Source organism: Pseudomonas sp. FG6 (genome assembly GCF_057809015.1).
Genome location: NZ_JBMDJD010000019.1, coordinates 65,488 through 92,204, shown reverse-complemented (window position 1 = coordinate 92,204; position 26,717 = coordinate 65,488). Strand labels below are relative to the sequence as shown.

The following is a 26,717-nucleotide window of genomic DNA, read 5'->3' as shown; positions in this document are numbered from 1 at the left end:
CAGCGTCCTCAGGCGTTCAGCCATTGGGGGTCGCGCTGCAACACCGGCAGCGTGGCGCGTGGGTGATCCAGGCTCGGCAAGGCAGCCAGCAAGCCACGGGTATAGGGATGGCTGGCCTGGTCCAGGTCGGCGGCGGCAATCGACTCGACCACGCGCCCGGCGTACATCACCAGCACCCGATCACAGAAGTGGCGGACCAGGTTCAGATCGTGGCTGATGAAGATCAGCCCCAGGTCGCGCTCGCTGACCAACTCCTCCAGCACGTTGAGCACCTGTCGGCGCACCGATACGTCCAACGCCGAGGTGGGTTCGTCGGCGATGATCACCTGGGGATTGGTGATGACCATCATGGCGATCATGATCCGCTGGCCCATACCGCCCGAGACCTCGTGGGGGTACAGGTCGTAGACCCGCCGAGGGTCACGGATGTGCACCTTGGCGAGCATGTCCAGGGCCCGTTCGCGGGCTTCGCGGTGGGGCACTTTGTGATGGGCCAGGTACGCCTCGGCGATTTGTTCGCCGACCCGCACCACCGGGTTCAGCGAGTACTTGGGGTCTTGCATGATCATCGACATGCGCGCGCCACGAATCGCCTGGATCTGCTTTTCGCTGGCGGCCAGCAGGTCGATGTCGGCGAAGCGCAAGGTCTTGGCGGTGACCCGCGCGGTCGGCGGATGCAGACGTAAAAGGCTACGGCCGACCGTGGATTTACCCGAGCCGGATTCGCCGACAATGGCGAGTTTTTCCCGGCCAAGGGTGAACGACACGTCGCGCACCGCCAGCGAGGTTTTACCGGCGTTGCGAAACGCCACGCACAAGTCCTGTACCGCAAGTTTTATCTCAGTCATGGGCTGTTCCTCAGGATTGGCTGCGGGGGTCGAGGACGTCGCGCAAGCCGTCGCCCAACAGGTTGAAAGACAGGCTGACCAGCATGATCGCCGCACCGGGCGCCGCCACCAGCCACCAGCTTTCGAGCATGTAGCGCCGCCCGGTGGAGATCATCGCGCCCCACTCCGGCAGCGGTGCCTGGGCGCCGAGGCCGAGAAAGCCCAGGGCCGCGGCGGTGAGGATGATGCTCGCCATGTTCATGGTCAGGCGGATGATCACCGACGACAGGCACATCGGGATGATGTGGCGCAGGATGATCCGGGTGCTCGATGCGCCCTGGAGCTGCACCGCGACGACGAAGTCAGCGTTGCGCAGCGGCAGGGTTTCGGCGCGGGCGAGCCGGGCAATCGGCGGCCAGGCCGTCAGCGCGATGGCGATCACCGCATGCTCCAGGCCCGGGCCGAGGGCGGCGATGAACGCCAGCGCCAACACCAGGCTGGGGAACGAGATGAAGATGTCGGTGATGCGCATGAACAGGCTGTCCACCCAACCGCCGAAGTAGCCGGAAACCGTGCCGACCAACAGGCCGATGGGCCCGACAATCACCGTCACCAGCAAGACGATGTACAACGTGACGCGCGCACCGTAGACCAGCCGCGCGAAGACATCACGACCGTATTCGTCAGTGCCGAACCAGTGCGTGCCGCTGGGTGCCTGCAACGCACCGGCGAGGTTCTGCAACAGCGGATCGTGGCCGGCGATCCACGGCGCGAACGCCGCGACCACCATCAGTGTCGAGATGACGATCAGGCCGGCGAACGTCATCGGGTTGCGCAGCAGAAAACGCAGCAGGCGCAGGGTACTGGCCGCCATTGCCGCCGTGCTGGAAGCCGGTAGCGCAGCGGTGCCGTGCACGCTGGAAGCAAGAGGCAGGTTCATGAGCGAGTCCTCGGGTCGAAGATCTTGTACAGCGCGTCGCTGATCAGGTTCAGCGTGACGAAGATAAGGCCGATCAACAGGACGCAGGCCATGACCGCGTTCATGTCGCCCAGCAAAAGACTACCGGTGAGGTACTGGCCGAAACCCGGCCAGGCGAAGACCGTTTCGATCAGTACGGCGCCTTCCAGCAGGCCGCCGTAGGCCAGCGCGACGATGGTCAGCAGTTGCACGCGGATGTTGCCGAAGGCATGGCCCCAGACGATCCGCCGTTGGGACAAGCCCTTGACGCGAGCGGTGATGATGTATTCCTGGGACAGTTGCTCGAGCATGAAGCTGCGAGTCATGCGGCTGATGTAGGCCACCGAATTGAAGCTGAGGATCACCGCCGGCAACAGGATATGGCGCAGTGCGCTGCGAAAGGCCTCCCACTCGCCGGACCAGGCGGTGTCGATCAACAACAGCCCGGTGTGCTTGGGGATCAGGCCGTCGTAGGCCAGGCCGATGCGCCCGACACCACCAGCCCAACCCAGCCAGGCGTAGAACACCAGGAAGGCCATCATGCCGATCCAGAAAATCGGCGTGGAGTAACCGAACAACGTGATCAACCGTGCGATATGGTCGCCGGTACGTCCCTGATGCGTCGCCGCATAGACGCCCAGCGGCAGGCCCGCCAACACGCCGAACAGAATGGCCAGGGTCGCCAGTTCCAACGTAGCCGGAAAGACCCGGGCGATGTCAGTGATCACAGGGTTGCCGGTCAGCAAGGCCATGCCGAAGTCACCGTGGAGCAGGTCGCCCAGGTAGATCGCGAACTGGGTCCACAACGGCTTGTCCAGGCCCAGTTCCTTGTAGACCTGGGCATAGGCCGAGGCATCGGCGTCCGGGCCGACGATGGCCAGCACCGGGTCCAGGGGCATCACCCGTCCAATGAAAAAGGTCAGCAGCAGCAACCCCAGCAGCGTCACCGCCACCGAACCGCCGCGCCGGGTCGCCGAAGCGGCCCGGGTTGTCCAGATTGAAAAGAATGCAGTCGACATGTTCATTCCTGCCTTGGCCGCGTGGCCGTCGATTTCAGCGCTGCTTGTAGACGTCCCGAAGACGCGTGGTGGCGGCGGTGTGGCCGATGTAGTTGCGCACGTCGGCGTGAATCACCACCTCGTCCACCATTTGTGAGACCGGCATGATGGCCCCGGCCCGTTGGTCGTAGAGGGTCTGGATCTGGGCATAGATCTGGCGCTGGCGCTCGGGGTCACGCTCGCGCTCGGCCTGTTCGATCAACTGGTTGAGTTGCGGGTCGAAGAACGACGTACGCCAGCCCTGGAAGTTGCTCAGCTTGGCCTCGGTGCGGTTGTCCGGGTTGTACACCAGGGCGCGCAGGCTCGAATGCGGATGACGCTCCGCCCCACCGCCGCCGCGACCGACGATGATGTCGAACTGGCGATCGCGCATCGCGCCGTAGATCTGGTTACCGGTGCCGGTGATGATCGTCGCCTCGATGCCCGCCTGGGCCAGCGTCGCTTGCAGGCTGGTGGCGATGTTGATGAAGGGTGGATCGGTCAGTGAACGGATGCTCACTTTGAAACCTTCGGCGTACCCCGCTGCTGCCAGCAGACGCTTGGCTTCGGCGATGTCCAGGCGATAACCCGGGTCGTCCAGGCGTGCCGACAAGCCCAGTTGCAAGGGCCGTTGGTTGATCACACCGTAGTGCGGCATCACCACGTCATTGATGCCTTGGTAGTCGATCAGCAGGCGAATGGCCTGGCGCACACGGATGTCCTGGAACAATGGCTGCTGCATGCTCATCGCCACGTAGTACAAGGTGCCACGGGCGATGCTCTGGATGCGCACCTCATCGACCTGGCCCAGCGCCTTGATGTCGGTGGCGGCCATGCCTCGGGCGACATCCAGGTCACCGCGCTCGACCATCAGCCGCAGCGCCTGGGACTCGGTCATGTTGCGCATGATCACCCGGCGCAGCTTCGCGGCACCGCGCCAATAGTCGTCATGACGACTCATCAGGATCACGTCGTTGGCGCGCCAGATGTCGAGCTTGAACGCACCGGAACCCGCCGTGTGCGTCGCCAGCCAGGCCGCGCCCTGATCGTCGCCGACCTGATGCTGCAAGGCGACCGAGCGATCGATGATGAAGGCGCTAGGAGAGGTCGCCAGGGTGTTGAGCACCAGCATCGGGTCAGTGCTGCGTGGCAACTCCATCACGAAGGTGTGCGGCCCTTCGGCACGCATCAGCCGGGCGACGTTGTCGGCGCTGAAACCGTAGGCTTTCCAGGTGGACGCCAGGGCGCGGTTGAGGGTGACCACCCGTTGCAACGACCAGGCGACGTCCTGGGCGGTCAGCGGCGCACCGGAGTGAAAGCGTACGTTGTCGCGCAATTGGAAGGTCAGGCGCATGCGGTCCGGGCTGATTTCCCAGCTTTTCGCCAGGGCCGGTACCAGCGTGTCCGGCTGCGCCGCATCTTGCTCCAGGAGCATGTCGTAGACGTTGGCGTTGACTTCCGCCACCTCCAGCCCCGTCGCCGCGGCGGGGTCCAGGGACAGCAGGTTGATCATGCTCATGCCCACCACCAATTGGTCGGGGGGCGTTTCGCCTTGGGCCAGGCTGACGGGCACCTGCACGGCGCACAGGGCCACGATGACACACAGCAGCCTGGTCAGGCGCTTGGGCCAGAGTTTCATGGTTCAGTCCTTTCTTATATTTATAAAGACTTCATCGTCCGGCCTGTCTTCAGTCCGGAACGTGGAACGTGATCAGTGTCGAGAGACGGTGTTGGCTTCGATATACGCGAAGTTGATGTCTTCGCCCAACCCCGGTCGGTCGGGCAGGTGCACAAAGCCGTCGGCGTCCATCGGGTCGACGATGCTGTTGAGGTGCGCCGGGACTTCGTCGTAGTCGAGGAACGGGTGCAGCAGGCCGCGCTCGTACCAGCGGCAATTGCTGATGGCCCCGACCACTGCCAGGTTCGCCGCACCGTTACCGTGGACTTCGCAATCCATGCCGAACGACTCGGCCAGGTGCGCCACCTTCAGGCACGGCCCGATTCCACCGACCCCGGCCACGCCAGCACGCAAGATGTCGCAGGACTTCTGGGTGACCCAACTGGCGCGGCTGTGGAACTTGCCGGCGATGCTTTCCGGGCCCAGCACGGGGATGTCCAGGTTGGCGGCCAGCCAGGCGTAGGACTCCGCCGAGTCCTCCATCATCGGCTCTTCGAACCAGGCAAAATTCAGTTTTTCCAAGGCCTTGCCGATGGTCAGCGCGTCCGTGCGGCTGTACCAGTGATAGCCGTCGAGCATCAAGGCGATATCCGGCCCGACCGCCTCACGCACGGCGGCACAAGCCTGGATGTCCATTTGCGGGTTGGGCGCGAAGGCAATCGGAGGCATCCAGGTATGCAGCTTGATGGCCTTGTAGCCACGCTGAACCAGTTTCTCGGCGAACTGGCCGTACTCATCCGGCGTGGACAGCCCACCGGGCAGATCATCGCCGCACATCGTCGAACCGTACGCCGGGACTTTGTCGCGATAACCGCCGATCAACTTGTGCACCGGTAACTTGAGCGTGCGCCCGGCGAGGTCCCACAGCGCTTGTTCCACCAGGGCCAGGGCCCGGTCGGTGAACTGCCCGGCGCTGCCCCGCTGCCAGTGTGCGAGATCTTGCCAGATGCTTTCCCGATCCATCGGGTCGCGACCAATCAGCACCTTGCGCACGAACGACTCGATGATGTGCGGACGAATCAACTCAGGCGGACCGAAGGCATACCCCTCGCTGCCATCGTCGCAGCCAATGCGCAGCAAGGCCATCTTGATCAGGACCTCGTCGCCGGGATGAGCATGGCCGGCGCTGTCCTGTGCACGGCGCGACGGGGTGGAAAAGACTTCGACGTGAACGCCTGTGATTCTCATAAGGGAAAAACACCCTGTGTTGTTATTGTTTATTTGTATGTCGTCATACAACGTGGCGGATTATTCTGACGTTTTTAGCAGACTGTCAACCCTGAATTTTCATAAATCAGGCTTGAATATGGGATAAGCTGCGGAACGAGAGGTTATTTTTCTGACCAGCATTTGAAATGTCGTCATACCACATGACAAAAAAGATACCACTGACCAAAAGAGGGTGAGCTTGTTGAGGAGGTGCTGGATGTGCCGCCGCCGTCGCGAGCAAGCTTTGCCCCCACAGGGATCCGCAGGTGTATGCGACACCCGAACCACCCGGCAAAACGGTGTGAGCCGAGCTTGCTCAGACGAGCGGAAGCACATCTGACGGAGGTCCCAGGGGCAGGCAGAGATTTTTCTCCTAGACTGGAGGTGTTTCATTCTTGAGACACCCGCACGCCTATAACAATGCAAAGGAAACTCGCAATGCTCAAACCCCTGTGCAGAGCGCTCGCCTGTGTTCTGGCCTTCGGTACGTGGGGGACCGTCATGGCGGCCGACCCCATCGTGATCAAATTCTCCCATGTCGTCGCCGAACAAGCCCCCAAAGGTCAGGGCGCGTTGATGTTCAAGAAGCTCGTGGACGAACGGCTGCCCGGCAAAGTGAAGGTGGAGGTCTACCCCAACTCCACGTTGTTCGGCGATGACAAGGAAATGGAAGCCTTGCTGCTGGGGGACGTGCAGATCATTGCGCGGTCGCTGGCCAAGTTCGAGCAATACACCAAGACCGTGCAGTTGTTCGACTTGCCGTTTTTATTCAACGACATGGCCGCAGTGGACCGTTTCCAGCAAAGCCCCGAGGGCCAGAAGCTGCTCAAGTCCATGGAAAGCAAGAACATCACCGGCCTGGCCTATTGGCACAACGGCATGAAACAGTTGTCGGCCAACAAGCCCCTGCGCAAGCCCGAGGACGCCCGGGGCCTGGCCTTCCGGATCCAGGCTTCCGCCGTGCTGGAGGAACAATTCAAGGCCGTCGGCGCCAAGGCCCAGCCGATGATTTTCTCGGTGGCGTACCAGGCGTTGCGCACAGGCGTGGTCAACGGTGCGGAAAATCCCTATTCGAACTTCTACAGCCAGAAGCTCAATGAGGTGCAGAAGTACGTCACCGAAACCGATCACGGCGTACTGGACTACATGCTGATCACCACCACCGATTTCTGGAACGGTTTGCCACCGGACATCCGCACCGAGCTGGACAAGATCGTGGTGGAGTCCACCGCCTACGCCAACCAGGCCGCAGAACGGTTGAACCAGCAGGACAAGCAGCGCGTCCTTGACGCCAAGACCACCGAGATCATCAGCCTCACGCCACAGGAACGCGACGCCTGGCGCGACAAGATGAAACCGGTGTGGGCGAAGTTCGAAACGATCATCGGACCGGACTTGATCAAGGCGGCACAGGCTGCCAACCAACCTCAATGAGCCCCCCCCAACACGCCCCTGTGGCGAGGGAGCTTGCTCCCGCCGGGACGGTCCAACGCCTCGGGCGAAGCAGCCCCCAACGCCTTACCTGACACACCGAGATGTCAGGTTTTTGGGGGTGCTTCGCCCCCCAGCGGGAGCAAGCTCCCTCGCCACAGAACGGCAATCTACCGTCCACAACCACCGGGCACAGTGCGCTATGATCCCCGCTCCTCCCTGAGCCTGAGCCTCACCCACGAATGCCGTCGTCCACCCCCGATCTCACCACAACCCTACCCGCCGTCCTGGTCGGTCCGCTCTTGCGGCGGTTGGAGCCGACACGGCTGGTGATGTGGCTGGTGGGGACGCGACCGTTGGCGTTGACCTTGTGGCTGGACGGGGTGGGCGATCTTGAGCTCGATGCACATCGCTGCACAGTCGTGCCGGTGGGGCAGCAAGCGTTCGTGCACCTGATCGACGTGCACCTCGACAGTCCCCTGCCCCAGGACGTGGCGATCGATTACGACCTGCGGGTGGACGGCGCGCCCATCGCCGAGTGGGCGCCGTACCTGCTGTATGGCGAGGCACAGCGTCCACACTTCATGCTGCACTCGCGCATCGAACAACTGGTCCACGGCTCCTGCCGCAAACCCCACTATCCGGCCAATGACGGTTTGCTCTGCGTCGACCACTTGTTGGCCCAGCACTCGACGCAACGCCCGGCGTTGCTGATGATGAGCGGCGACCAGGTCTATGCCGACGACGTCGCCGGGCCCATGTTGCGGGCGATTCACGGGTTGATCGAGCGCCTGGGCTTGTTCGAGGAGCGCCTGGAGGGCGCGGTGGTGGAAGACAGCGCCAAGCTCTACCGTCACCCGGCCAGTTATTACCACCGCGCCGACTTGTTACCGGCATTGGAAAGCAACGAAACCCTGCGCGAGCGGTTCTTCGGTGGCGCGCGCAAACCGATTTTCACCAGCAGCAGCGCCGACAATCACCTGGTGACCTTCGCCGAAGTCATGGCGATGTACCTGTTGGTATGGTCGCCAGTGCCCTGGACCTTGATCGCCCCGCACGCCCCCTCCTTACCCGCCGAGCAGCGCCAGCGCTACGACTTGGAACAGCAACGTATCGACGGTTTCAAGGCTGGGCTGGGTGGCGTCGCGCGGGTGTTTGCCCACCTGTCGTGCCTGATGATTTTCGACGACCACGACATCACCGATGACTGGAACCTGTCTGCTCAGTGGGAGGAAACGGCCTACGGGCATCCGTTCTCCAAACGCATCATCGGCAACGCGTTGATCGCCTACCTGCTCTGCCAGGGCTGGGGCAACAACCCGGACGCCTTTGTCGATGTCATCCGGCAAACCGTGGCACTGAGCGACACCGCCCACGACCGCTACCTCGACAGTGGTCCACAGGACCGCTTGATCGACACGCTCCTGGGTTTCCAGCAGTGGCATTACGTGATGCCGAGCACCCCGGCCCTGGTGGTGCTCGACACCCGCACCCGTCGCTGGCGCAGCGAGAACAACCTCAAGCAACCGTCCGGCCTGCTGGACTGGGAAGCCCTGAGCGAGCTGCAACAGGAACTGTTGGATCACCCTTCGGCGATCATCGTCTCACCGGCACCGATCTTCGGGGTTAAGCTGATCGAGACCGTGCAGCGGGTGTTCAGTTGGTGTGGGTATCCGCTGCTGGTGGACGCGGAAAACTGGATGGCCCATCGCGGCGCGGCCCAGGTGATCCTGAATATTTTCCGACACTCGCGTACACCCGGTAACTACGTGGTGCTGTCAGGCGATGTGCATTATTCCTTCGTCTACGAGGTGCTGATCCCACACCGCAAGGGCGGTCCGCGCATCTGGCAGATCACCAGCAGCGGCATCAAGAATGAATTCCCACCCGCGCTGCTGGAGTGGTTCGACCGCCTGAACCGCTGGCTCTACGCCCCACGCTCGCCCCTGAACTGGTTCACCAAGCGCCGACGCATGCGCATCATCCCCCACACTCCGGAGCACGCCGAGGCTGGCGAACGATTGTGGAACAGCGCGGGGATCGGACAGGTGTTCTTCAATGAGCAGGGGCAGCCGGCGCAGATCTATCAGCACAACGCCGACGGGAAACCCGCCACGCGCATGCTCCCCCCAAAATCCCCACAAACCTGAAGCGCTAAACCCTGAAGAACCAATGCGTGCGGGCTTGCTGCGGACGGCGGCCCATTCAACATCACCACCAACTGACCCACCGCTATCGCGAGCAGGCTCCCACAGGGTTCTGGGGTGTACACGATGCCTGTGGATAACCCGGAAAACTGTAGGAGGTGAGCTTTCACACTCTTCAAGGAGAGGCGGTGTGTTTCGGGGTCAGAACGCCAGTTGCAGAGTCTGCTGGCCTTCGAGGCTGAGCAGGAACTGCTTGGCCGCCAGCCCGCCGGCAAAACCGGTGAGGCTGCCGGAGGTGCCGATGACGCGGTGGCAAGGGGCGATGATCGAGATGGGGTTGCGCCCATTGGCGGCGCCCACGGCACGCGTTGCGGTCGGTTGGCCGATCTGGATGGCGATGTCGCGGTAGCTGCGGGTTTGACCAAAGGGGATGGTCAGCAGCGCCTGCCAGACCCGGACCTGGAAATCGGTACCGACAAAGTCCAACTCCAGGTCGAAACGGCGGCGTTGGCCGGCAAAATACTCACCGAGCTGGCGTTCGGTTTCCTGAAGGGTCGGATGCTCGCGGTCTTCTTCCAAAGGCCCCAGGCGCACTCGGTTGAGCCGTTCGCTTTCCCACAGGATGGCCGCCAGCTTGGGGCCTCGGGCAACGAGGATCAGTTGGCCCACTGGGGATTGGATGGTTTTGTATTGCGGCAACATCGGGGGGTTCCTTGTCAAAGCCATTGTGGCGAGGGAGCTTGCTCCCGCTGGGACAGTCCGGCGCCTCGGGCGAAGCAGCCCCCATGCCTGACCTGATATATCGCGATGCCAGGTTTTGGGGGCGCTTCGCACCCCAGCGGGAGCAAGCTCCCTCGCCACAGGGTTCGCACAGACGGAGTTTTGCTCACGCCAACAACCCCAGCACCTTCGCCCGCGCCACGGCCTGGGTGCGGCGCTCCACGCCAAGTTTACTGTTGATATGGCTGGCGTGGGTCTTGACGGTGTGCAGCGAGATGAACAATTGCTCGCTGATTTCCTGGTTCGAACACCCTTGGGCAATCAACTGCAGCACGGCCCGCTCGCGGCTGCTGAGGGTTTCGACCGGTGCCGAAGCGTCGGCAGGCGGGGCCTGGGTCGACGGGACGTGTTCGAGCAGATGCTCACGAAAGGGAGTGGGCGGTGCTTGCAGCAGCTGGTCCCGCAGCCATTCACGGTGCTCGCCAAGCAGCCTTTCGAAAGGTTGCAGCACACCGCCGGCAGCGGCCTCGAACGCCTGGGCCAGGGTGTTGCGGGCTTCGGGCTCGCGCCCGAGACTCAACAGCAAGGCCACTTTCTGGTTGAGCGCCATCACACTGAGCATCTGCCGACCGGTTTGCTGCCCATGCTCAAGCAACGCATTGAGCCGTCCTTCGGCCTGCATCGGTTGCCCCCGGATGGCCTCCAGCACCGCTTGTTGCAGCTCGACATGCAACGGCAATTGCGGATGGAACTCCGGCGGCGCGGCAGCCCGCTCGCCGGTGTAGGTCTGCCCCAGGCGCGCCAGCCAGGCCTCCGCCAGCTCGATGCGGCCCTGGGCCAGCCAGAGCTCGCATTTGACCAGGGTGATCATCGCCAGGTAATAGATCGGCGGTACGTCCCAGATGTGCATCAGTCGTTCGGCTTCCGCCAGTTCGGCAAAGGCCCGGGGAAATTCGCCGTTGTAGCCTTCGATCCGCGCGATCACGCAATGGCCGATCAACACGCTGATATCGCGACAGGCCCGCGCTTCGGTGAGCCCGGCCTGCAACCGTATCAACCCGGCCTGAGGCTGCATGCGCAAGGTCAGCAGGAAACCCTCGTAGAGAATCAACCGCGCCCGCACCGCATACAGCCGCTGTGGCGATAGCGAATGCAAGCGTTGCAAGCCCTGGCGCACTTCGTCCAGGGCCCGCAGGATCTCCCCACGGGCCTGCAGCACCCGGGCGCGATCGTAATGGGCCAGTGCCTCGAACAGCGGATTGCCCACCCGCTGCGCCAACTCCAGGGAGTCGCGGTTCAAACGCCTGGCTTGCCACAGGTCGCCGTCGGCAATCGCCAGGTTCGAGAGCGTGGACAGGCACACCAACCGTTGGCCGTAACGCTTTGCCGGCAGGCTTTCCAGGGCTTCGGCGCAATGGCGCAACGTGGCCTCGCGATCCCCGCGGCCACGGGCGATGATCCCGCTCAGGGCCAGCCATTGGGCAAGCATGGACCTCTGTGCGGTGGCCGACGGCGCCGGCAGGAAACGACTCAGGTGCGCGGCCAGCTCCTCGGCGGCGTCCAGTTGGCAGGCCAGCCCCAGCGCCCAGCTGTAGAGCACGATCAACCGGGGCGTGCTGATGAGCAGGCTGTCGGGCAGGTCCATCTTCCAGCGCAGCAACATGCCGACGTTCTGCTCGGCCAGCAATTGCTCTTCCGAAAGGTTCTGCACCAGGTTCGCCGCCACGTCCAGGTGCCCGGCCCGCAACGCCTGCTCCACCGCCTCGTCGATCAGGCCCTGGGCGTTGAACCAGCGACAGGCCCGCAGGTGCAGGGTCGCAGCCGGCACCGCGGCCGGTGCAGTGGGACGACTGCGCAACAAATCGGAAAACAGATGGTGGTAGCGATACCAATGACCGTGTTCATCCAACGGCACCAGGAACACCTGATGGGCCGCCAGGTAGCGCAGGATTTCCGCACTGTCGTGGGCTTCGCGCACGGCATCGCACAACTCGCTGCAAAAACGTTCCTGGGGAGCGGTTTCGTAGAGAAACGCCTGCACTTCGGCAGGCAGGCAATCGATGACCTCTTCAAGCAGATAATCGCGAATCAGCCCTTCCCCGCCATGCAGCGCCTGGGGCCGCAAGCCCTCGGCGCCGGCCTCGGATGCCGCCAGCAACCAGAAACGCAGCCCGGCCACCCAGCCTTCGCTGCGCAGGAGCAGATTCTCCAACGCTTCACCGCGCAACGCACTGCTGTGATGCCGAAGCAGGGTCACGGCCTCGTCATGGGTCAGGCGCAGGTCCTGTTCGCTCAGTTCGAGCAATTGCCGCGACAGGCGCAGGCGCGCCAGGTGCCAGTCCGGGCGCTGCCGGCTGGTGACCAGCAGCAGTAATCCTTCGGGCAGGTGATTGAGGAAAAATTGCAGGCAACGATCCAGCACCGGGCTCTGGGCCAGGTGGTAATCGTCGAGCACCAGCAACAAGGGCGCGCGGGACGATAGGTGCGTGGACAATTCATCCAGCAGCCCATCGAGCCATTCTTCAAAAGCGAAGGGCTGATGACGCTGGCGCATCTTCAACAACCCCAGCGCCCGACGACCCAACTGCGGAAAGAAAGCCTGGAGCCCTTCAAGCAGGCGCTCCAGGAAGCGCCCCGGGTCGTTGTCCCGGGCGCTGAGCCCCAGCCACAGGCTCTGCCATTGGGCCGGCAGCCCCTGGCAAAACTCCACCGCGAGCGAGCTCTTGCCAAACCCCGCCGGTGCGCTGATCAACAGCAAACGACCACCGAGCCCCGCCCCCAGGCGCTCGCACAACCGCGGCCGCAAGACGTAGCCGTCGGGCAAGGGCGGGCGATAGAAGCGCCCGTCCTGTACCGCGATGGCTGCGCGGGCAGAATCCGGAAGTGAGGACAAATCAGTCATGGCCGGCTCTTGTGAACATACGAGGTGACGGCGTAGCAGTTGTCCGCAGACTAGCGGTAAACGGGGAGGTATTGAAGGGAGTGCTACAAATGGCTACAAAAAGGCTACAAGCCGACTGATGCAGCAAACGCAGTTTTTGTGGGAGCAAGGCTTGCCCGCGATGCAGGCAACTCGATTTTTCAAGTATCTAGGCGTCTGCATCGCGGGCAAGCCTTGCTCCCACAGTGCCCTCCTACCACAGGTCCAGTGATGGTGGCCCCGCAAAAAAACGCCCCGAACCAGTCGGGGCGTTTCTTCGAGGATGCGGCCTCGGGTAAAGCGGTCTAGCGAATGCCGTCCTGACGCAATGCGTTGGGGGTGAATTCGGCGGTGGAGGCGGTGAAGCCGAAGTCGTAGGCTGACTTCTCTTCGTTCTTCATGCCCAGCGCCAGGTAACGGCCGGACTGCAGGTCATAGAGGGTTTCCAGGGCGTACCACGGCACTTGCTTGTCGTAGTAGTTCTCGGCATGGGCCTCGGCGACGCGCCACAGTTGGCCACGGCCGTCGTAGTGATCGATCACCGCCGCTTGCCAGGTGTCTTCGTCGATGTAGAAGTCACGCTTGGCGTAGATATGGCGCTGGCCTTCCTTCAGGGTCGCGGTCACGTGCCAGACACGCCGCAACTCGTAGCGCGCCAGGTCCTGGTTGATGTGACCGGCCTTGAGGATGTCGGCGTATTTGAGTTGTGGCGAATCGATCTTGTGGCTGTTGGCGGCGATGTACAGTTCCTTCTTGCCTTCCAGTTTCCAGTCGTAGCGGTCTGGCGCGCCGTTGTACATGTCCAGGTTATCGGAGGTGCGCAAGCCATCGGCGGCGGTACCCGGGCCGTCATAGGACACTTGCGGTGCACGACGCACACGACGCTGGCCGGCGTTGTAGACCCAGGCCGAACGCGGTTCCTTCACCTGGTCGAGCGTCTCGTGCACCAGCAGCACGCCACCGGCCAGGCGCGCCGGCGCGGTCACTTGCTGCTTGAAGTAGAACAGGATGTTGCCGGGGTTGGCCGGATCGAAATCCTTCATCTTGTCGCGGAACACAAACTGGTCGCGGAAGTACACCAGGCTGTACGAGCCGTTGGGTTGCGGCGTGGCCTGGGTCACCAGGCGGGTGACGCTGCCACCGCGGTAGCGGGTGATGTGGTTCCAGATCACTTCCACACCATTCTGGGGGATCGGGAACGGCACGGCCGTCTCGAAGTTCTCCAGGCCGTTGCCACCGGACACCAACTTGGTGTTGACCGCGTTTTTCTTGATGGAAGCGAACACCTCATCCGGCACGGTGGCACCACGATGGGTCGGATAGACCGGCATCTTGAAGGTGTCCGGGTAACGCTTGAACATCGCGTACTGGCCCGGCGCGAGCTTGTCCTTGTACTGGTCGACGTTCTGCGCGGTGATGGTGAACAGCGGTTTCTCACTGGCATATGGATCGGCCAGGAAACCCTTGCTGTCGACACTGCCCGCGTTCTTGGCCATCGGTTTCCAGGCCGAGATCGAGCCATTGGCGTTGCCCGCCATCTCGGCGCCCATCGGTGTCAGGCTCTTGCCCAGCTTGTCGGCCTCGGCGGCAGGTACTGCCGCCATGACACTGGCGGCCAGCAGGGAGATCCCCAGCACGCCGACCTGCAACAGATTCTTGGTTATTTTCATAAGGTATCGTCCTGAAATACGGTGCTTAGAAGTTCACGCCGACACTGAGCGCCACGAAGTCGCGATCGTCCACGGTGCTGAAGTCGCCACCAAAGAAATTGGTGTAGGCCAGGCTCGCGTTGTAGGTGTTCTGGTACTCGGCATCCAACCCGAGGCTGACGGCCTTGCGGCCTTCTTCGAAGTTGCCGCCGGGGCCAGGCGAGTAGCCTTTGACGTCATGGGACCAGGCCACGTTGGGCTTGAGGTTCACGCCTGCGAAGACGTCCGGGTATTCCCAGATGGCGCGCGCGCGATAGCCCCAGGAGGTGGCAGTGGTGAAGCCGTCGTTGTTGCAGTTGCTGTTCACGTTGCCGGCAGTCTGGCCGCCGCCTGCAGCCGTCGAGGCGTTGAGCGTGTTGCAGAAGCCATTGGGCAGCTCGCCCGGACCGAATACCGGGTCACGGCCGTAGCGAACGTCCGATTTGCTTTCCAGGCCGCCCACATGTGTCACGCCAATTTCACCCACCAGGGTCAAGCGACTGGCGCCCATGACCTGATCAAGAAAATGGGTAAAGGTAGTTTGGAATTGAGTGATTTCCTTGCGACGGTAACCATGCAGATCCTGGCCCGGAACGCCATCAAGCAGAGAAGCGTTGTCGAAAGGCAAAGTATTCCCGGGCCCAACGATTGGTCGAACACCAGCGAAAAGGATATCGGTGGTACTCAACTGAACCGGGGCGTTCGGCCGATAACTCAACTCACCACTCCACGCAGTACCGGTGGGTAATGTCGTGGAGAAACTCAAGCCATAGAGACGAATATCTTCAGGATATTCAACGAAGTAGTTGGAGTTACCCGCCACAATCAGCGGACGCAGCCCCGCCAACCCTCCCAACGGCATGGTGTAGAACTGGGATGGTGCTCCGGTTGCACTGAAAATCGGCGCCCGACTGTGGTAGTTCATGAAGTAGGCACCAAACTCGGTGTCCAGAGGTTCGAACATGTACTTCAGGGACGCGCCCCACTGGCCGCTGTCACGGGCATCGCGATCTGGACCACGGCGCACCAATACTCCTTCCTCATTGACATCTACGCCGAATGTATCCAAGGCCGGCAAGGCAGCACCAGGAATTGTTGAACGCTTATTCAACACCCGCAAATTATCCGAACACCCATCGGCAATCACATCCGGCTGGGAGAAGAACGTCCCGCAGTTATCCACAACCGTCTGGTCCCACTCCAACTGGTAGAAGGCCTCGGCCGACAGGTTGTCGGTCAGGCTTTGGGACACGTAGAACATGTTGACCGGGATCAGGCCTTCCTTGATCTCGGCCCCCGGACGACGGAACGCGGACACGTCGACGGGGTTGATGGAGTTGATGCCGCCCTGGATGAACGTGCTTTCACCCCAGCTGACAACCTGCTTGCCCAGGCGGACCGAGCCCGGCTGATCGGCAATGGAATAGTTGTGATAGACGAACGCGTCGAGGATCTGCCCGCCGGACGACTTGGCGCCTTCCTTGCGGTTGCTGTCGCTGATGTCCTTGAACTCACGCCCCTCGTCCTTGAGCTCGAAGTCGTACCAGTACTTGCCGCGCACGAACACACCGGTATCGCCATATTTCAGCTCCAGGTCGTGGATGCCCTTGAAGATCTTCGAGAAGGTTTCCCCGCGCTTGAAGTTCAGGTGACCGTCATCGGAGGTCTGTGAAAGGCCTCGGCCGCCGTTGTTGACGCCGATCAGGTCTTTGTTCGGGTTAGCGGTGGACCAGCTTGCCCCCACCGACAGGGACGAATCGAACTGGCCTTCGATTTCACCGATGTTGAAACTGACGCCGAATGCAGGGCCGGCGAGCGAAGAGGCGAGACTGACCGCCAGAGGCAATTTTGCCCGGCGCCAGAAGGTGGTTGCTGAGGTCATCGACGCTACTCCATGTGCTTTATTGTTATGGCAGGCAGAACGTTCAAAGAACACTTTGAGCGGCTGGAATGGCATACCCCCGCCCTACGCCCAAAGCTGTATCGGTCGTTTAGTACGACCGTACCGTTTTTGAAATTTCTGACGCGGACTATAGCCAGCAGGTAGTACGGCTTGATCCCTCTAAAGTGTGATTTGCAGCCCGCGCCCACTCTGGAACATTCCTTTTGTCAGGCCGACGGATGTCGGCCCGGCAAGGATGGCTGATTTCTGCGGTTTGACAAGAAAAATGCAGGCTCGATGGCTCTGCCGCGCCCTTTTCAGGCACGGCAGGCGTGTTCAGAGGGTCGAGAGGAAGGTGCTGTTGTTGCTCTGCCATTCGGTGATATCGACGCGGATGCGCTTCTTGTCGAGCTTGCCGACGCTGGTCTTGGGAATTTCTGTAACAAGGGCTATCTGGTTCGGAATCGCCCACTTGCTCAGGTGCCCCAGCTCAACGAACGGCTTGAGGTGTTCCTTGACCTCGCGCGCCCCGATCTGATGCCCTTCGCGAACAATCACCAAGGCAAACGGCCGCTCGCCCCACTGCGGATCGGGGATGCCGACCACTGCTACCTCGCGTACCGCCGCATGACGACTAATGAGGTCTTCCAGGTCCAGGGACGAGATCCATTCACCACCGGTCTTGATGACGTCCTTGATGCGATCGCGGATATCGATGAAGCCCATGCTGTCGAGCGTGGCAACGTCGCCGGTGTGCAGCCAGCCACCGGCCCAGAGTTCGGCGCCCTTCTGCGGCTCGCGGAAATAACCTTCGGTGAGCCAGGGCGCACGCAACACCAGCTCGCCCTGAGTCTCGCCGTCGGCCGGCAGGAAGCGGCCTTCGGTATCGACGATGGCCGCTTCCACCAGGGGCCCAGGGACACCGGCCTTGATCCGGTAGGTGGTGCGTTCGTCCTCGCTGCCGGCCATCAACTCCTCGTTGAGGTGGGCGCAGGACACCAACGGGCCGGTCTCCGACATGCCGTAGGCTGCGGTGAGCTGGATTCCCCGGGCCTTGGCCGTTTCGTACAAGCTGCGGTTCAGGGCGCTGCCGCCAATGACGATTTTCCAACCGGCGAAATCGGTGCCCTGGGCGCCCTTGGCGTTGAGGAGCATTTGCAGGATGGTCGGCACGCAGTGGGAGAAGGAAACTTTTTCGGTGCGCCACAACTGGACCAGGAACTCCGGGTCGTAGCGGCCCGGGTAGACCTGCTTGAGCCCGAGCATGGTCGCCACGTAGGGCAGGCCCCAGGCGTGAACGTGGAACATCGGCGTGATCGGCATGTACACGTCGTTGGTGCCGAGCAGCCGCACGCTGTCGATGGCGCCCATGATCGTCGCCTCGCCCAGGGTGTGCAGCACCAGTTGGCGATGGGTGAAGTACACGCCCTTGGGATTGCCCGTGGTGCCGGTGGTATAGAACATGGTGGCAACGGAGTTTTCGTCGAAGTCCTGGAAGTCGTAGACAGGACTGGCGGCGGCCAGCAGTTGCTCGTATTCGCCCACCAGGTCGGGCAGGTCGGCGGTTTTTTCCGGCAAGTCGGTCAGCAGCAAGGTTTTCTGCACCGTCGTCAGGTGCCCGGCAATCGCCTGGTACAACCCGACGAACTCGCTGTTGACCAGCACGAAGCGGTCGTCGGCGTGGTTCATGGTGTAGACGATCTGCTCTGGCGAAAGGCGCACGTTGACGGTGTGGATCACCGCGCCAATCATCGGGATGGCGAACATGCATTCCAGGTAGCGATGGCTGTCCCAGTCCATCACCGCCACGGTATCACCGGCCTTGACCCCGGCCTCGGTCAACACATTGGCCAGGCGCGCCACCCGCTCGATCAACGTCGGGTAGCTGTAGCGCAACTGGTCGCGGTAGACGATCTCGCGGGTTTTCTCGTAACGCGTACCGGACATCAGCAGCCGCTTGATCAGCAACGGGTATTGATAAGCGCCTTCGGCGGGAGGAATAACGCGAGTCTGCAACATAAGAATCCCTTTTCTGACTGCACGGTCGTGGCTGGAAGTAAGCACTCTAGAGCGCTTATACACCGATCAAATCAGCCAAAGGAATGATTTGATCAGTGCGTAAATACTAGCCCTGGGCCATCCATGGGACCTGACCAGGCTCGGTCAATGCATCTCGGTAAACGCCAGTTTCACGCCAATGGCCACCAGCACCGCGCCCATGGTCCGGTCGAACCAGTGACCCATGCGGGCAAAACCGGCACGCACCCGCTGCTGGCTGAACAGCATCGCCACCAGGCAGAACCAGGCCGCCGTCGCCGCCGCCAGGTACACGCCGTAGCCGGCCTGGACCGCCAGCGGGGTATGGGGATTGATGACCACAGTGAACAGCGACAGGAAAAACAGCGTGGCCTTGGGGTTCAGGCCGTTGGTGACGAAGCCTGCCGTGAACGCGCCGCGAGCCGTGCGTTCGCCGGCCTCCTTGTGGAGGTTGTCCTCGGTCGACTTGGCCGGTTGCGCCCGCAACGCCTTGAAGCCGATGTACAGCAGGTAGGCAGCGGCGGCCCACTTCAGGGCGTTGAACAGCACGATCGATTGCGACACGATCAGGCCGATGCCCAGCAGCGAATAGCCAACATGCAGGAAAATCGCCGTACCGACCCCCAGCGCGGTCCAGGTGCCGGCGCGCCGGCCATGGGTCACGCTTTCACGCACCACCACGGCAAAATCCGGCCCGGGGCTGGCCACGGCCAGCAGGTGGATCAGGGCGACGGTGAGGAACTCGGTGAGGTACATGGTGGGGCTCCTTGCGACACTCTTTTGTTGGATGAAATTCTGTGGCGAGGGAGCTTGCTCCCGCTCGACTGCGTAGCGGTCGCATGCAATATACCGGGGCCTGCTTTGCAGGCCAGCGGGAGCAAGCTCCCTCGCCACAGGGTATATGACGCCACGGCCGCAATTCATCTGATAGGCTCGCCACATTACGCCTTCGATTCTTGAGTTAAAAGGTACAGTTGATGACGAACACCGCCCGCGCCGTTTTCCTCGATCACCCCTCCCTGGACCTCGGCGACCTGGACCTGGGCCCGCTGCGCAACTGCTTCAGCGAACTGCAATTGTTCGCCCGGACCACGCCGGACCAAGTGATCGAACGGCTCAAGGGCGCCACGGTGGCGATCACCAACAAAGTGGTGATCGATGCGCAGGCCATGGCCGCCAACCCCGACCTGAAACTAATCCTGATCAGCGCCACCGGCACTAACAACGTCGACCTGGCTGCCGCCCGCCACCACGGCATCACTGTGTGCAACTGCCAGGGCTACGGCACGCCGTCGGTGGCCCAGCACACGATCATGCTGTTGCTGAACCTGGCGACACGCCTGGCCGATTACCAGAAAGCGCTGGGCGCAGGTCGCTGGCAACAGGCGTCGCAGTTCTGCCTGCTGGACTATCCGATTGTCGAACTCGAAGGCAAGACCCTCGGCTTGCTCGGCCACGGTGAACTGGGCAGCGCCGTCGGGCGATTGGCCGAGGCCTTTGGCATGCGCGTGCTGTTGGGCCAGGTGCCCGGACGCCCTGCTCGCCCGGACCGTTTGCCGCTGGACGAATTGCTGTCGCAAGTCGATGCCCTGACCTTGCATTGCCCGCTCAACGAGCACACCCGCAACTTCATCGGCGCCCGGGAATTGGCGCTGCTCAAGCCGGGTGCCTTCGTGGTCAATACGGCACGCGGCGGCCTGATCGACGAACAGGCCCTGGCCGACGCACTGCGCAGCGGTCACCTGGGCGGTGCCGCGACCGACGTGCTGAGCGTGGAACCGCCCACCCACGGCAACCCATTGTTGGCCACCGACATCCCCCGCCTGATCGTCACGCCCCACAACGCTTGGGGCAGTCGCGAAGCACGGCAACGGATCGTCGGGCAAATGAGCGAAAACGCCCAGGGCTTTTTCAACGGTACAGCGCGCCGGGTCGTCAGTTGATAAACTGCCGCCCTTTTTTTTACCCGCATTCTCAAGGAGCAGACCATGGACCCGCGCAGTGAAGTACTGCTTCGTCAGGCCGACTTATTCCAGGGTTCGGTCTTGCTGGCCGGCCTGCCCGCCGACGACCTGCTCGGCCGCCTGCCCGACGCCCATGGCTGGTGCTGGCACGCGGGTGATCAGGCGGCGCTGGAGGCCCGCTTCCCCGGGCGCTGCCACTTCGGTGTCGACGCACCGCAGCGCGAATTCGACAGCGCCGTGGTGTTCTTGCCCAAGGCCAAGGACCTGACCGACTACCTGCTCAACGCCGTAGCCGCGCGCCTGGCCGGCCGCGAAGTGTACCTGGTGGGCGAAAAGCGCAGCGGCATCGAAGGCGCGTCCAAGCAGCTCAACCCGCTCGGCAAACCGCGCAAGCTCGACAGCGCGCGGCATTGCCAGCTCTGGCAGGTCACCGTCGCCACCGCACCCGAAGCCAAGCCCCTGCAAAGCCTGGCGCAGACCTACGAACTGCCCCTGGCCGAAGGCCCCTTGAAGGTGGTCAGCTTGCCAGGCGTGTTCAGCCACGGTCGCCTGGATCGCGGCACGGCGTTACTGCTGGAACACCTCGACAAGCTGCCCAGTGGTCACGTGCTGGATTTTGGCTGCGGCGCCGGTGTGCTGGGGGCGGCAATCAAGCGGCGCTACCCGCACAACACGCTCACGCTGCTGGACGTAGACGCTTTTGCCGCCGCCAGCAGCCGCCTGACCCTGGCCGCCAACGGTTTGGAAGCCGAGGTGTTGACCGGTGACGGAATCGACGCAGCCCCTATGGGGTTGAATGCGATCCTGAGCAATCCGCCCTTCCACACCGGCGTGCACACCGATTACCAAGCCACGGAGAACTTGTTGATAAAAGCCGGCAAACATCTGAAAAATGGCGGCGAACTACGACTGGTGGCGAACAGCTTCCTCAAGTACCAGCCATTGATCGAGGAGCACCTGGGGCCGTGCACGATCAAGGCCGAGGGCCAGGGCTTTCGCATTTACCAGGCCCGGCGCGGCTGAAGCAATTTTCCATGAAGTAGCACTTGCCCAATCGGATTTGCCTAGGCAGAATCCGCACCGTCCTAGGGGAGTAGTCTCCCACGAGCGCCCTGCTCGTCCGGCATGCGTCAACATACTTGGTCCACAGACCATGGCGCATGCGACCCAAGCGTCCCCAAAAGGTCGCTGGGTTTGACAAGACCTATGACACGCACACCTTACCCGGGGCGGGAAGGCTGTACGTGTCATAGCCGTGTCGACCCGCCCCTCTAGGAATCACCTGATGCTGGACTCTTTCCTCGTACCCACCGCCATCGTTGCCCTGGCCGAAATCGGCGACAAGACGCAACTGCTCGCACTCATCCTGGCAGCTCGCTTTCGCAAACCCTGGCCGATCATCGCCGGTATCGTCGCCGCCACCCTGGCTAACCATGCAGCGGCCGGCGCGGTGGGCGCCTGGGTCGGCAATCTGTTTTCGGACGGGGTCTTGCACTGGATCCTCGCGGCAAGTTTCGCCGCCACGGCGCTGTGGACCCTGGTCCCGGACAAGCTGGACGATGAAGAAACCACCACGGCTCGCCGATTCGGTCCGTTCCTGACCACGCTGATTGCGTTCTTCCTGGCGGAAATCGGCGACAAGACGCAGATCGCTACGGTGATGCTCGCCGCGCAGTACTCGCAGTTGTGGTTGGTGATCCTGGGCACCACGGTGGGCATGTTGATTGCCAACGTGCCGGTGGTACTGGCGGGCAATTTCGCCGCCGAAAAACTGCCCCTGACCTTGATCCGCCGCCTGGCCGCCTCGGCGTTTTTCGTCCTGGCGGTTGTCGCGGTGTACAAGGCGATGCAGAGCAGTGGCTGGGTTTGAGGCTGTGCCACACCCTTAGCCGGGATAACTGTGGGAGCATAGCTTGCTCGCGATAAACGATGACGCGGTCTGATTGACATCGGCGTCGCCCTTGTCGCGAGCAAGCTTTGCTCCCACAACGAGCCTTACTTGCGCGCCTGCTGATACAGCGGCATCACCTTCGGAATCGCCGCCTGCAACGAAGCGATGCGACTGCTCGATGAAGGGTGGGTGCTCATGAATTCCGGTGGTGCGCCTTCCGATGCCTTGGCCATCTTGTTCCACAGGGTGATCGCGGCGTTCGGGTCGTAGCCCGCACGAGCGGCCAGTTCGAGGCCGATCAGGTCGGCTTCGTTCTCGTTTTCACGGCTGTTGGGCAAGGTCATGCCGTAGTTGGCCACGGTGTCGGCCAGCGCCAGGCTGTCCTGGCCCAGGCCGAACAAGGCGCCAGCGCCCTGCTTGGCCATTTCGATGCCATAGGCCTTGGACATGGCTTCACGGCCATGCTCACGCAAGGCGTGGGCGATTTCGTGGCCCACGATCGCGGCGATCTCGGCATCGGTGAGCTTCAGTTTGTCCATCAATCCGGTGTAAAAAATGATCTTGCCGCCAGGACCGCAGTTGGCGTTGAGCTCGTCGCTCTTGATCAGGTTCACTTCCCAGTTCCATTGCGCCGAATCCGGACGGAACACCGGGGCCTGGGCGATCAGTCGATCGGAAATCGTCTGGAGGCGCTTGGCATCGTTGCTGCTCTTGTCCAGCACACCCTGGGTGTTCGCCTCGCCCACGGTCTTCTGATAAGACTGGGCATACATCTGGTTGACCTCCGCGCTCGACAGCATGCTGAACATGTACTGCTTGCGCTCCACGCCCACGGCTCCGCCGCTGGTGGTGTTGACCGACTGGCAACCGGCGAGCAGCAAAGCCGCGCTCAATGCACTCACCATCAATGTCTTTTTCATACAAAAAGAAGCTCCCTGGAAACATCGGCGTATCCTAGGCGTTGATTTGTATCGGCGCCAGATACACAACGAGGGATTACCGTTTTTTCGGACAGATCCCACCCAGCCCATTTGCGACACTCACATCGCCAAAAGAGTCATCCGACGAGCCGGGCCTCATGCCGGGCCTGCGAAACGCCGATACAGGTTCCAGACGTCATTTCGCGTCCGGAGCTTCTATGAAATTCAAATCGATCCAGTTTTCCGTGGCCGCCCTGGCCGGCGCCATCGTCCTCAGCGTGGTGGTAGCCCTGGTGCTGTACGCGCTGTTTGCTGGCGCCCGCACCCAGGAGATGGTGCAGCAGCGGGCCAAGGCGCAGTTCGAGCAACTCATTGAGCAACGCCTCAACGCCCTCGCCCGCACCCAGGCCAGCCAGATCCAACGGGAACTGGAGGCGCCGCTGCTGCTCGCCCGCGGCCTGGCCACCAGCAATGCCTTGATGGGCATGAACGGCGCGGACGGCAACCCGCAGTTGAAGGTGCCTCGCGAGCAACTGATCAGCCTGCTGCGCGAAACCGTGGTGCGCAACCCGAAGATCCTCGGCGCCTACATCGCCTGGGAGCCGAACGCCGTCGACCATGACGACGCCCGCTACGTGAACAGCCAAGTGCTCGGCATGGAAACCAACGGGCGTTTCCTGCCGTGGTGGTTTCGCAACCAGGACGGCACCCTGGGCCTGGAAAAACTCGCTGACGTGACCGACCAGAAACGGCTCTCCACCGGCATCCGCGCCAGTGAGTACTACCTGTGCTCCCGGGACAGCAAGAAAGCCTGCGTGATCGACCCGGCCCCCTATCGCGTCGGCGACACCATGACCATGCTCGCCTCGTTCATCGAGCCGATCATGATCGATGGCAAGTTCCAAGGCATCGTCGGCGCCGACCTGTCGGTGAATTTCATCCAGGACATGCTCGTGGCGGCCGACAGCAAGCTCTACAACGGCGCCGGGGAGATGGCCTTGCTGTCGAGCAACAACCGGCTGGTGGCGTACACCAAGGACCCGGGCAAACTCGGGGAAAAGGCCAGCGATGTACTCGACGCCAGCAAGCTGGGTGACGTGGCCCGACTCGGCATCGGCGAGGCGCGCTACGACATCGATGAAGCCCACGGCAACATCGCCCTCTACTTGCCGTTCGGCATCGGCCAGACCGAGGCCCGCTGGACACTGATGCTGCAATTGCCGCTGAGCGCGGTGATGGCCGACTTGCAAGCCTTGCAAAAGGACCTGGACCAACAGCGCCAGGCCGACATTTTCGGCATGGCCATGGTGGGCCTGGTAATTGCCGGTATCGGTCTGCTGGTGATCTGGCTGGTGGGCCATGGCATTGCCCGGCCGCTCAAGCAAATGGTGGCGATGCTCGATGACATCGCCCAGGGCGAAGGCGACCTGACCCGGCGCCTGGTGAGCGACCGCGCCGATGAACTGGGTGCGATTGCCAGGGGTTTCAACACCTTCCTGAGCAAATTGCAGGGGATGATCACCCAAGTGGTGACCTCGGTGCAGAGTGTCAGCGACTCCTCGGAGCACACGGCCGACATCGCGATCCGCACCAACCAGGGCGTGCATAAACAGATGGTGGAGATCGATCAGGTGGCCACCGCCGTGCACGAAATGACCGCCACTGCCCAGGACGTGGCCCGCAACGCAACCCAGGCCGCCCAAGCCGCCAGCCACGCCGACCAGGCAGCCAGCCAGGGCATGCAGATTGTGCAGGACACTTCGACCTCTATCGGCACCTTGGCCGTGGAAATCGGCCGGGCCGTGGGCGTGGTGCAAACCCTGGCCAAGGACAGCGAGAACATCAATGCGATCCTCGTTGCCATTCGCGGGATTGCCGAACAGACCAACCTGCTGGCCCTCAATGCGGCCATCGAAGCGGCCCGGGCCGGTGAACAGGGCCGGGGCTTTGCCGTGGTCGCCGACGAAGTGCGCAACCTGGCGCAGAAGACCCAGCAGGCCACGGAAGAAATCCAGTCGATGATCCAGCAATTGCAGCAAGGTACGCGGGATGTGGTGCGGGTGATGGAAGACAGCCAGCAGCGCACCGATGAAAGCGTGCAGCACGCCGCGAAAGCAGCCCAGGCCCTGGAGACAATCACCCAGGCCGTGTCGGTGATCAACGACATGAACACCCAGATCGCCAGCGCCGCCGAGGAACAGAGCGCGGTGGCCGATGACATCAACCGCAACGTCATCAACATCGGGCAAGTGGCGAACGAAGTGGCCAGCGGCGCCGACGAATCCAGCGCAGCCAGCGCCGGGCTGACCAAACTGGCGGAACAGCAGCGGCGGTTGATCAATCAGTTCCGGGTCTGATCCAAAGGCCCATCGCGAGCATTCCAATGTGAGAGCGGGCTTGCCCGCGATGAGGCCAGCCCAGGCACCGCGAACTCAAGCCGGGGTCAGGCACTCCGGCCCATTGAGTTTCGGATCATTGACCAGGTTGGCCAGGACTCGCTCGCGCAGTGACGCCGGTTCGCTGGCCAGCAGGCCTTGCAGGGCATGAAGGGGTGTCTCGGGATCGAGCCACAGGCGCTGGCCTTCTTCGTCCAGGATCAACGGGCGGCGCTGGCCCGCCGCCGGCTGGGTGATGACCGCAGTGCTCAGCCACACCTGTTCCTGCACCGGATACGCTTCCCAGATCGCGGCAAAGAACAGCGACGACCCCTCGGCCGGCGTCAGCCAGTAGGGACGCTTGCGCGTGCCGCCACGCCATTCATAGAAACCGTTGGCCGGCAGCAGGCAGCGACGCAGGCGCAGGGCTTCGCGGAACATCGGCTGCTCGGCCACGGTCTCCGCCCGGGCATGGGCCGGGGTGCGGGACAGGTCAGTCAGCCACGCCGGCGTCAGGCCCCAACGGGCCCGCGCCAGCTCGCGCTGGCCCTCGGCGTCGGCGCGCAACATCAGCACCGAATCATTGGGCGAGATATTCCACTGGGCCTTCTGGTCGGCGGGAAAACCGGGCAAGGCCGCAAAGGCGGGGTTCCAGCGAAACAGGGCATAACGTCCACACATGGGGCAACATGACTCTTGATCGAACGGCCGTCAGCCTTGGGTTTGTACGAAAAGTCGCCGAGCGGCGATCAGGCACTATTCGTGCAAAGCCTAACAGACCAGCGTGCCGCTGTAGTTATCCGGCTCATCGCCCGGCAGCGGCAGCGCGGCATTGTAGGCGGCGATCAGCTCTCGGGCGTATTGCGCCTGGGCGTCATCCACCGCCAGCCCCAGCAGGCCCTGCATCGGCAATTCGCCGACGGCGCCCAGCAGGTCACGCCCCACCAGGTACGCCGTGACCCCCTCACTGGCGAGCATGCCCTGCAGCAATTCGCCTTCCATGAGGCTTTCCAGCTCGTAGATTCTTTGCATG

Annotated in this window: 20 protein-coding genes and 1 riboswitch; of the genes, 6 read left to right on the top strand and 14 right to left on the bottom strand. The window is 62.6% G+C overall.

The features are described 5' to 3' along the window. Positions 1-8: 8 nt before the first annotated feature. The 5 genes from ACODSJ_RS14570 to ACODSJ_RS14550 form a co-directional block, all read right to left on the bottom strand. Positions 9-848 (bottom strand): ABC transporter ATP-binding protein, encoded by an 840-nt coding sequence (locus tag ACODSJ_RS14570; protein WP_489102392.1) that lies wholly within the window; start codon positions 846-848, stop codon positions 9-11. A gap of 10 nt (positions 849-858) precedes the next feature. Further along, a complete protein-coding gene (locus tag ACODSJ_RS14565; protein ID WP_489102391.1) occupies positions 859-1,767 on the bottom strand; it encodes an ABC transporter permease in 909 nt (302 codons plus the stop codon). Continuing rightward, positions 1,764-2,804 carry an ABC transporter permease gene (locus ACODSJ_RS14560; RefSeq protein WP_489102390.1) on the bottom strand — a complete coding sequence of 347 codons (1,041 nt, stop codon included), beginning with the start codon at positions 2,802-2,804 and terminating at the stop codon, positions 1,764-1,766. The genes ACODSJ_RS14565 and ACODSJ_RS14560 overlap by 4 nt, the downstream gene beginning before the upstream one ends. Positions 2,805-2,838: 34 nt before the next feature. Then, positions 2,839-4,461, bottom strand: a complete 1,623-nt coding sequence (locus ACODSJ_RS14555) for an ABC transporter substrate-binding protein (RefSeq protein WP_489102389.1) — start codon at positions 4,459-4,461, stop codon at positions 2,839-2,841. Positions 4,462-4,533: 72 nt separating this feature from the next. Next, complete coding sequence (locus tag ACODSJ_RS14550) at positions 4,534-5,688, bottom strand: mandelate racemase family protein (RefSeq protein ID WP_489102388.1); 1,155 nt, start codon at positions 5,686-5,688, stop codon at positions 4,534-4,536. A gap of 459 nt (positions 5,689-6,147) precedes the next feature. Between ACODSJ_RS14550 and ACODSJ_RS14545 the strand changes: the two genes are divergently transcribed. Both ACODSJ_RS14545 and ACODSJ_RS14540 read left to right on the top strand, forming a co-directional pair. Further along, complete coding sequence (locus ACODSJ_RS14545; RefSeq protein WP_489102387.1) at positions 6,148-7,143, top strand: TRAP transporter substrate-binding protein; 996 nt, start codon at positions 6,148-6,150, stop codon at positions 7,141-7,143. 239 nt (positions 7,144-7,382) lie between these two features. Beyond that, positions 7,383-9,290 carry an alkaline phosphatase D family protein gene (locus ACODSJ_RS14540; RefSeq protein ID WP_489102386.1) on the top strand — a complete coding sequence of 636 codons (1,908 nt, stop codon included), beginning with the start codon at positions 7,383-7,385 and terminating at the stop codon, positions 9,288-9,290. A 198-nt stretch (positions 9,291-9,488) separates the two neighbouring features. Here the strand turns inward: ACODSJ_RS14540 and ACODSJ_RS14535 are convergent, their stop codons facing one another. The 6 genes from ACODSJ_RS14535 to ACODSJ_RS14510 form a co-directional block, all read right to left on the bottom strand. Then, a complete protein-coding gene (locus tag ACODSJ_RS14535; RefSeq protein ID WP_489102385.1) occupies positions 9,489-9,989 on the bottom strand; it encodes a methylated-DNA--[protein]-cysteine S-methyltransferase in 501 nt (166 codons plus the stop codon). Between the two features lie 184 nt (positions 9,990-10,173). Beyond that, complete coding sequence (locus tag ACODSJ_RS14530) at positions 10,174-12,909, bottom strand: winged helix-turn-helix domain-containing protein (protein ID WP_489102384.1); 2,736 nt, start codon at positions 12,907-12,909, stop codon at positions 10,174-10,176. Between the two features lie 323 nt (positions 12,910-13,232). Next, entirely contained in the window at positions 13,233-14,597 is a 1,365-nt protein-coding gene (locus ACODSJ_RS14525; protein ID WP_489102383.1) for a DUF1329 domain-containing protein, read from the bottom strand. A 25-nt stretch (positions 14,598-14,622) separates the two neighbouring features. Next, positions 14,623-16,497 (bottom strand): DUF1302 domain-containing protein, encoded by a 1,875-nt coding sequence (locus ACODSJ_RS14520; RefSeq protein WP_489102382.1) that lies wholly within the window; start codon positions 16,495-16,497, stop codon positions 14,623-14,625. A 336-nt stretch (positions 16,498-16,833) separates the two neighbouring features. Next, positions 16,834-18,516 carry a fatty acid--CoA ligase gene (locus tag ACODSJ_RS14515; protein WP_489102381.1) on the bottom strand — a complete coding sequence of 561 codons (1,683 nt, stop codon included), beginning with the start codon at positions 18,514-18,516 and terminating at the stop codon, positions 16,834-16,836. A 144-nt stretch (positions 18,517-18,660) separates the two neighbouring features. After that, entirely contained in the window at positions 18,661-19,290 is a 630-nt protein-coding gene (locus tag ACODSJ_RS14510) for a LysE family translocator (protein ID WP_489102380.1), read from the bottom strand. Between the two features lie 221 nt (positions 19,291-19,511). Between ACODSJ_RS14510 and ACODSJ_RS14505 the strand changes: the two genes are divergently transcribed. From ACODSJ_RS14505 to ACODSJ_RS14495, 3 genes are all read left to right on the top strand, one after another. Next, positions 19,512-20,477, top strand: a complete 966-nt coding sequence (locus ACODSJ_RS14505) for a 2-hydroxyacid dehydrogenase (protein ID WP_489102379.1) — start codon at positions 19,512-19,514, stop codon at positions 20,475-20,477. Between the two features lie 45 nt (positions 20,478-20,522). Beyond that, positions 20,523-21,521 (top strand): methyltransferase, encoded by a 999-nt coding sequence (locus ACODSJ_RS14500; RefSeq protein ID WP_489102378.1) that lies wholly within the window; start codon positions 20,523-20,525, stop codon positions 21,519-21,521. Positions 21,522-21,574: 53 nt separating this feature from the next. Further along, a riboswitch (yybP-ykoY riboswitch) is annotated at positions 21,575-21,694 on the top strand. Positions 21,695-21,783: 89 nt separating this feature from the next. After that, complete coding sequence (locus ACODSJ_RS14495) at positions 21,784-22,368, top strand: TMEM165/GDT1 family protein (protein ID WP_489102377.1); 585 nt, start codon at positions 21,784-21,786, stop codon at positions 22,366-22,368. Positions 22,369-22,493: 125 nt separating this feature from the next. Here ACODSJ_RS14495 and ACODSJ_RS14490 read toward each other — a convergent pair whose 3' ends face one another. Beyond that, on the bottom strand, positions 22,494-23,309 hold the full coding sequence (locus ACODSJ_RS14490) for a M48 family metallopeptidase (protein WP_489102376.1): 816 nt from the start codon (positions 23,307-23,309) through the stop codon (positions 22,494-22,496). 218 nt (positions 23,310-23,527) lie between these two features. Here ACODSJ_RS14490 and ACODSJ_RS14485 point away from each other — a divergent pair, with 218 nt between their 5' ends. Continuing rightward, entirely contained in the window at positions 23,528-25,666 is a 2,139-nt protein-coding gene (locus tag ACODSJ_RS14485; protein ID WP_489102375.1) for a methyl-accepting chemotaxis protein, read from the top strand. Positions 25,667-25,741: 75 nt separating this feature from the next. Here ACODSJ_RS14485 and ACODSJ_RS14480 read toward each other — a convergent pair whose 3' ends face one another. Then, positions 25,742-26,365: an SOS response-associated peptidase gene (locus ACODSJ_RS14480; RefSeq protein WP_489102374.1), complete on the bottom strand. Its 624-nt coding sequence runs from the start codon at positions 26,363-26,365 to the stop codon at positions 25,742-25,744. 90 nt (positions 26,366-26,455) lie between these two features. Continuing rightward, positions 26,456-26,716 (bottom strand): putative signal transducing protein, encoded by a 261-nt coding sequence (locus ACODSJ_RS14475; RefSeq protein ID WP_489102373.1) that lies wholly within the window; start codon positions 26,714-26,716, stop codon positions 26,456-26,458. Between the last annotated feature and the right edge of the window lies 1 nt (position 26,717).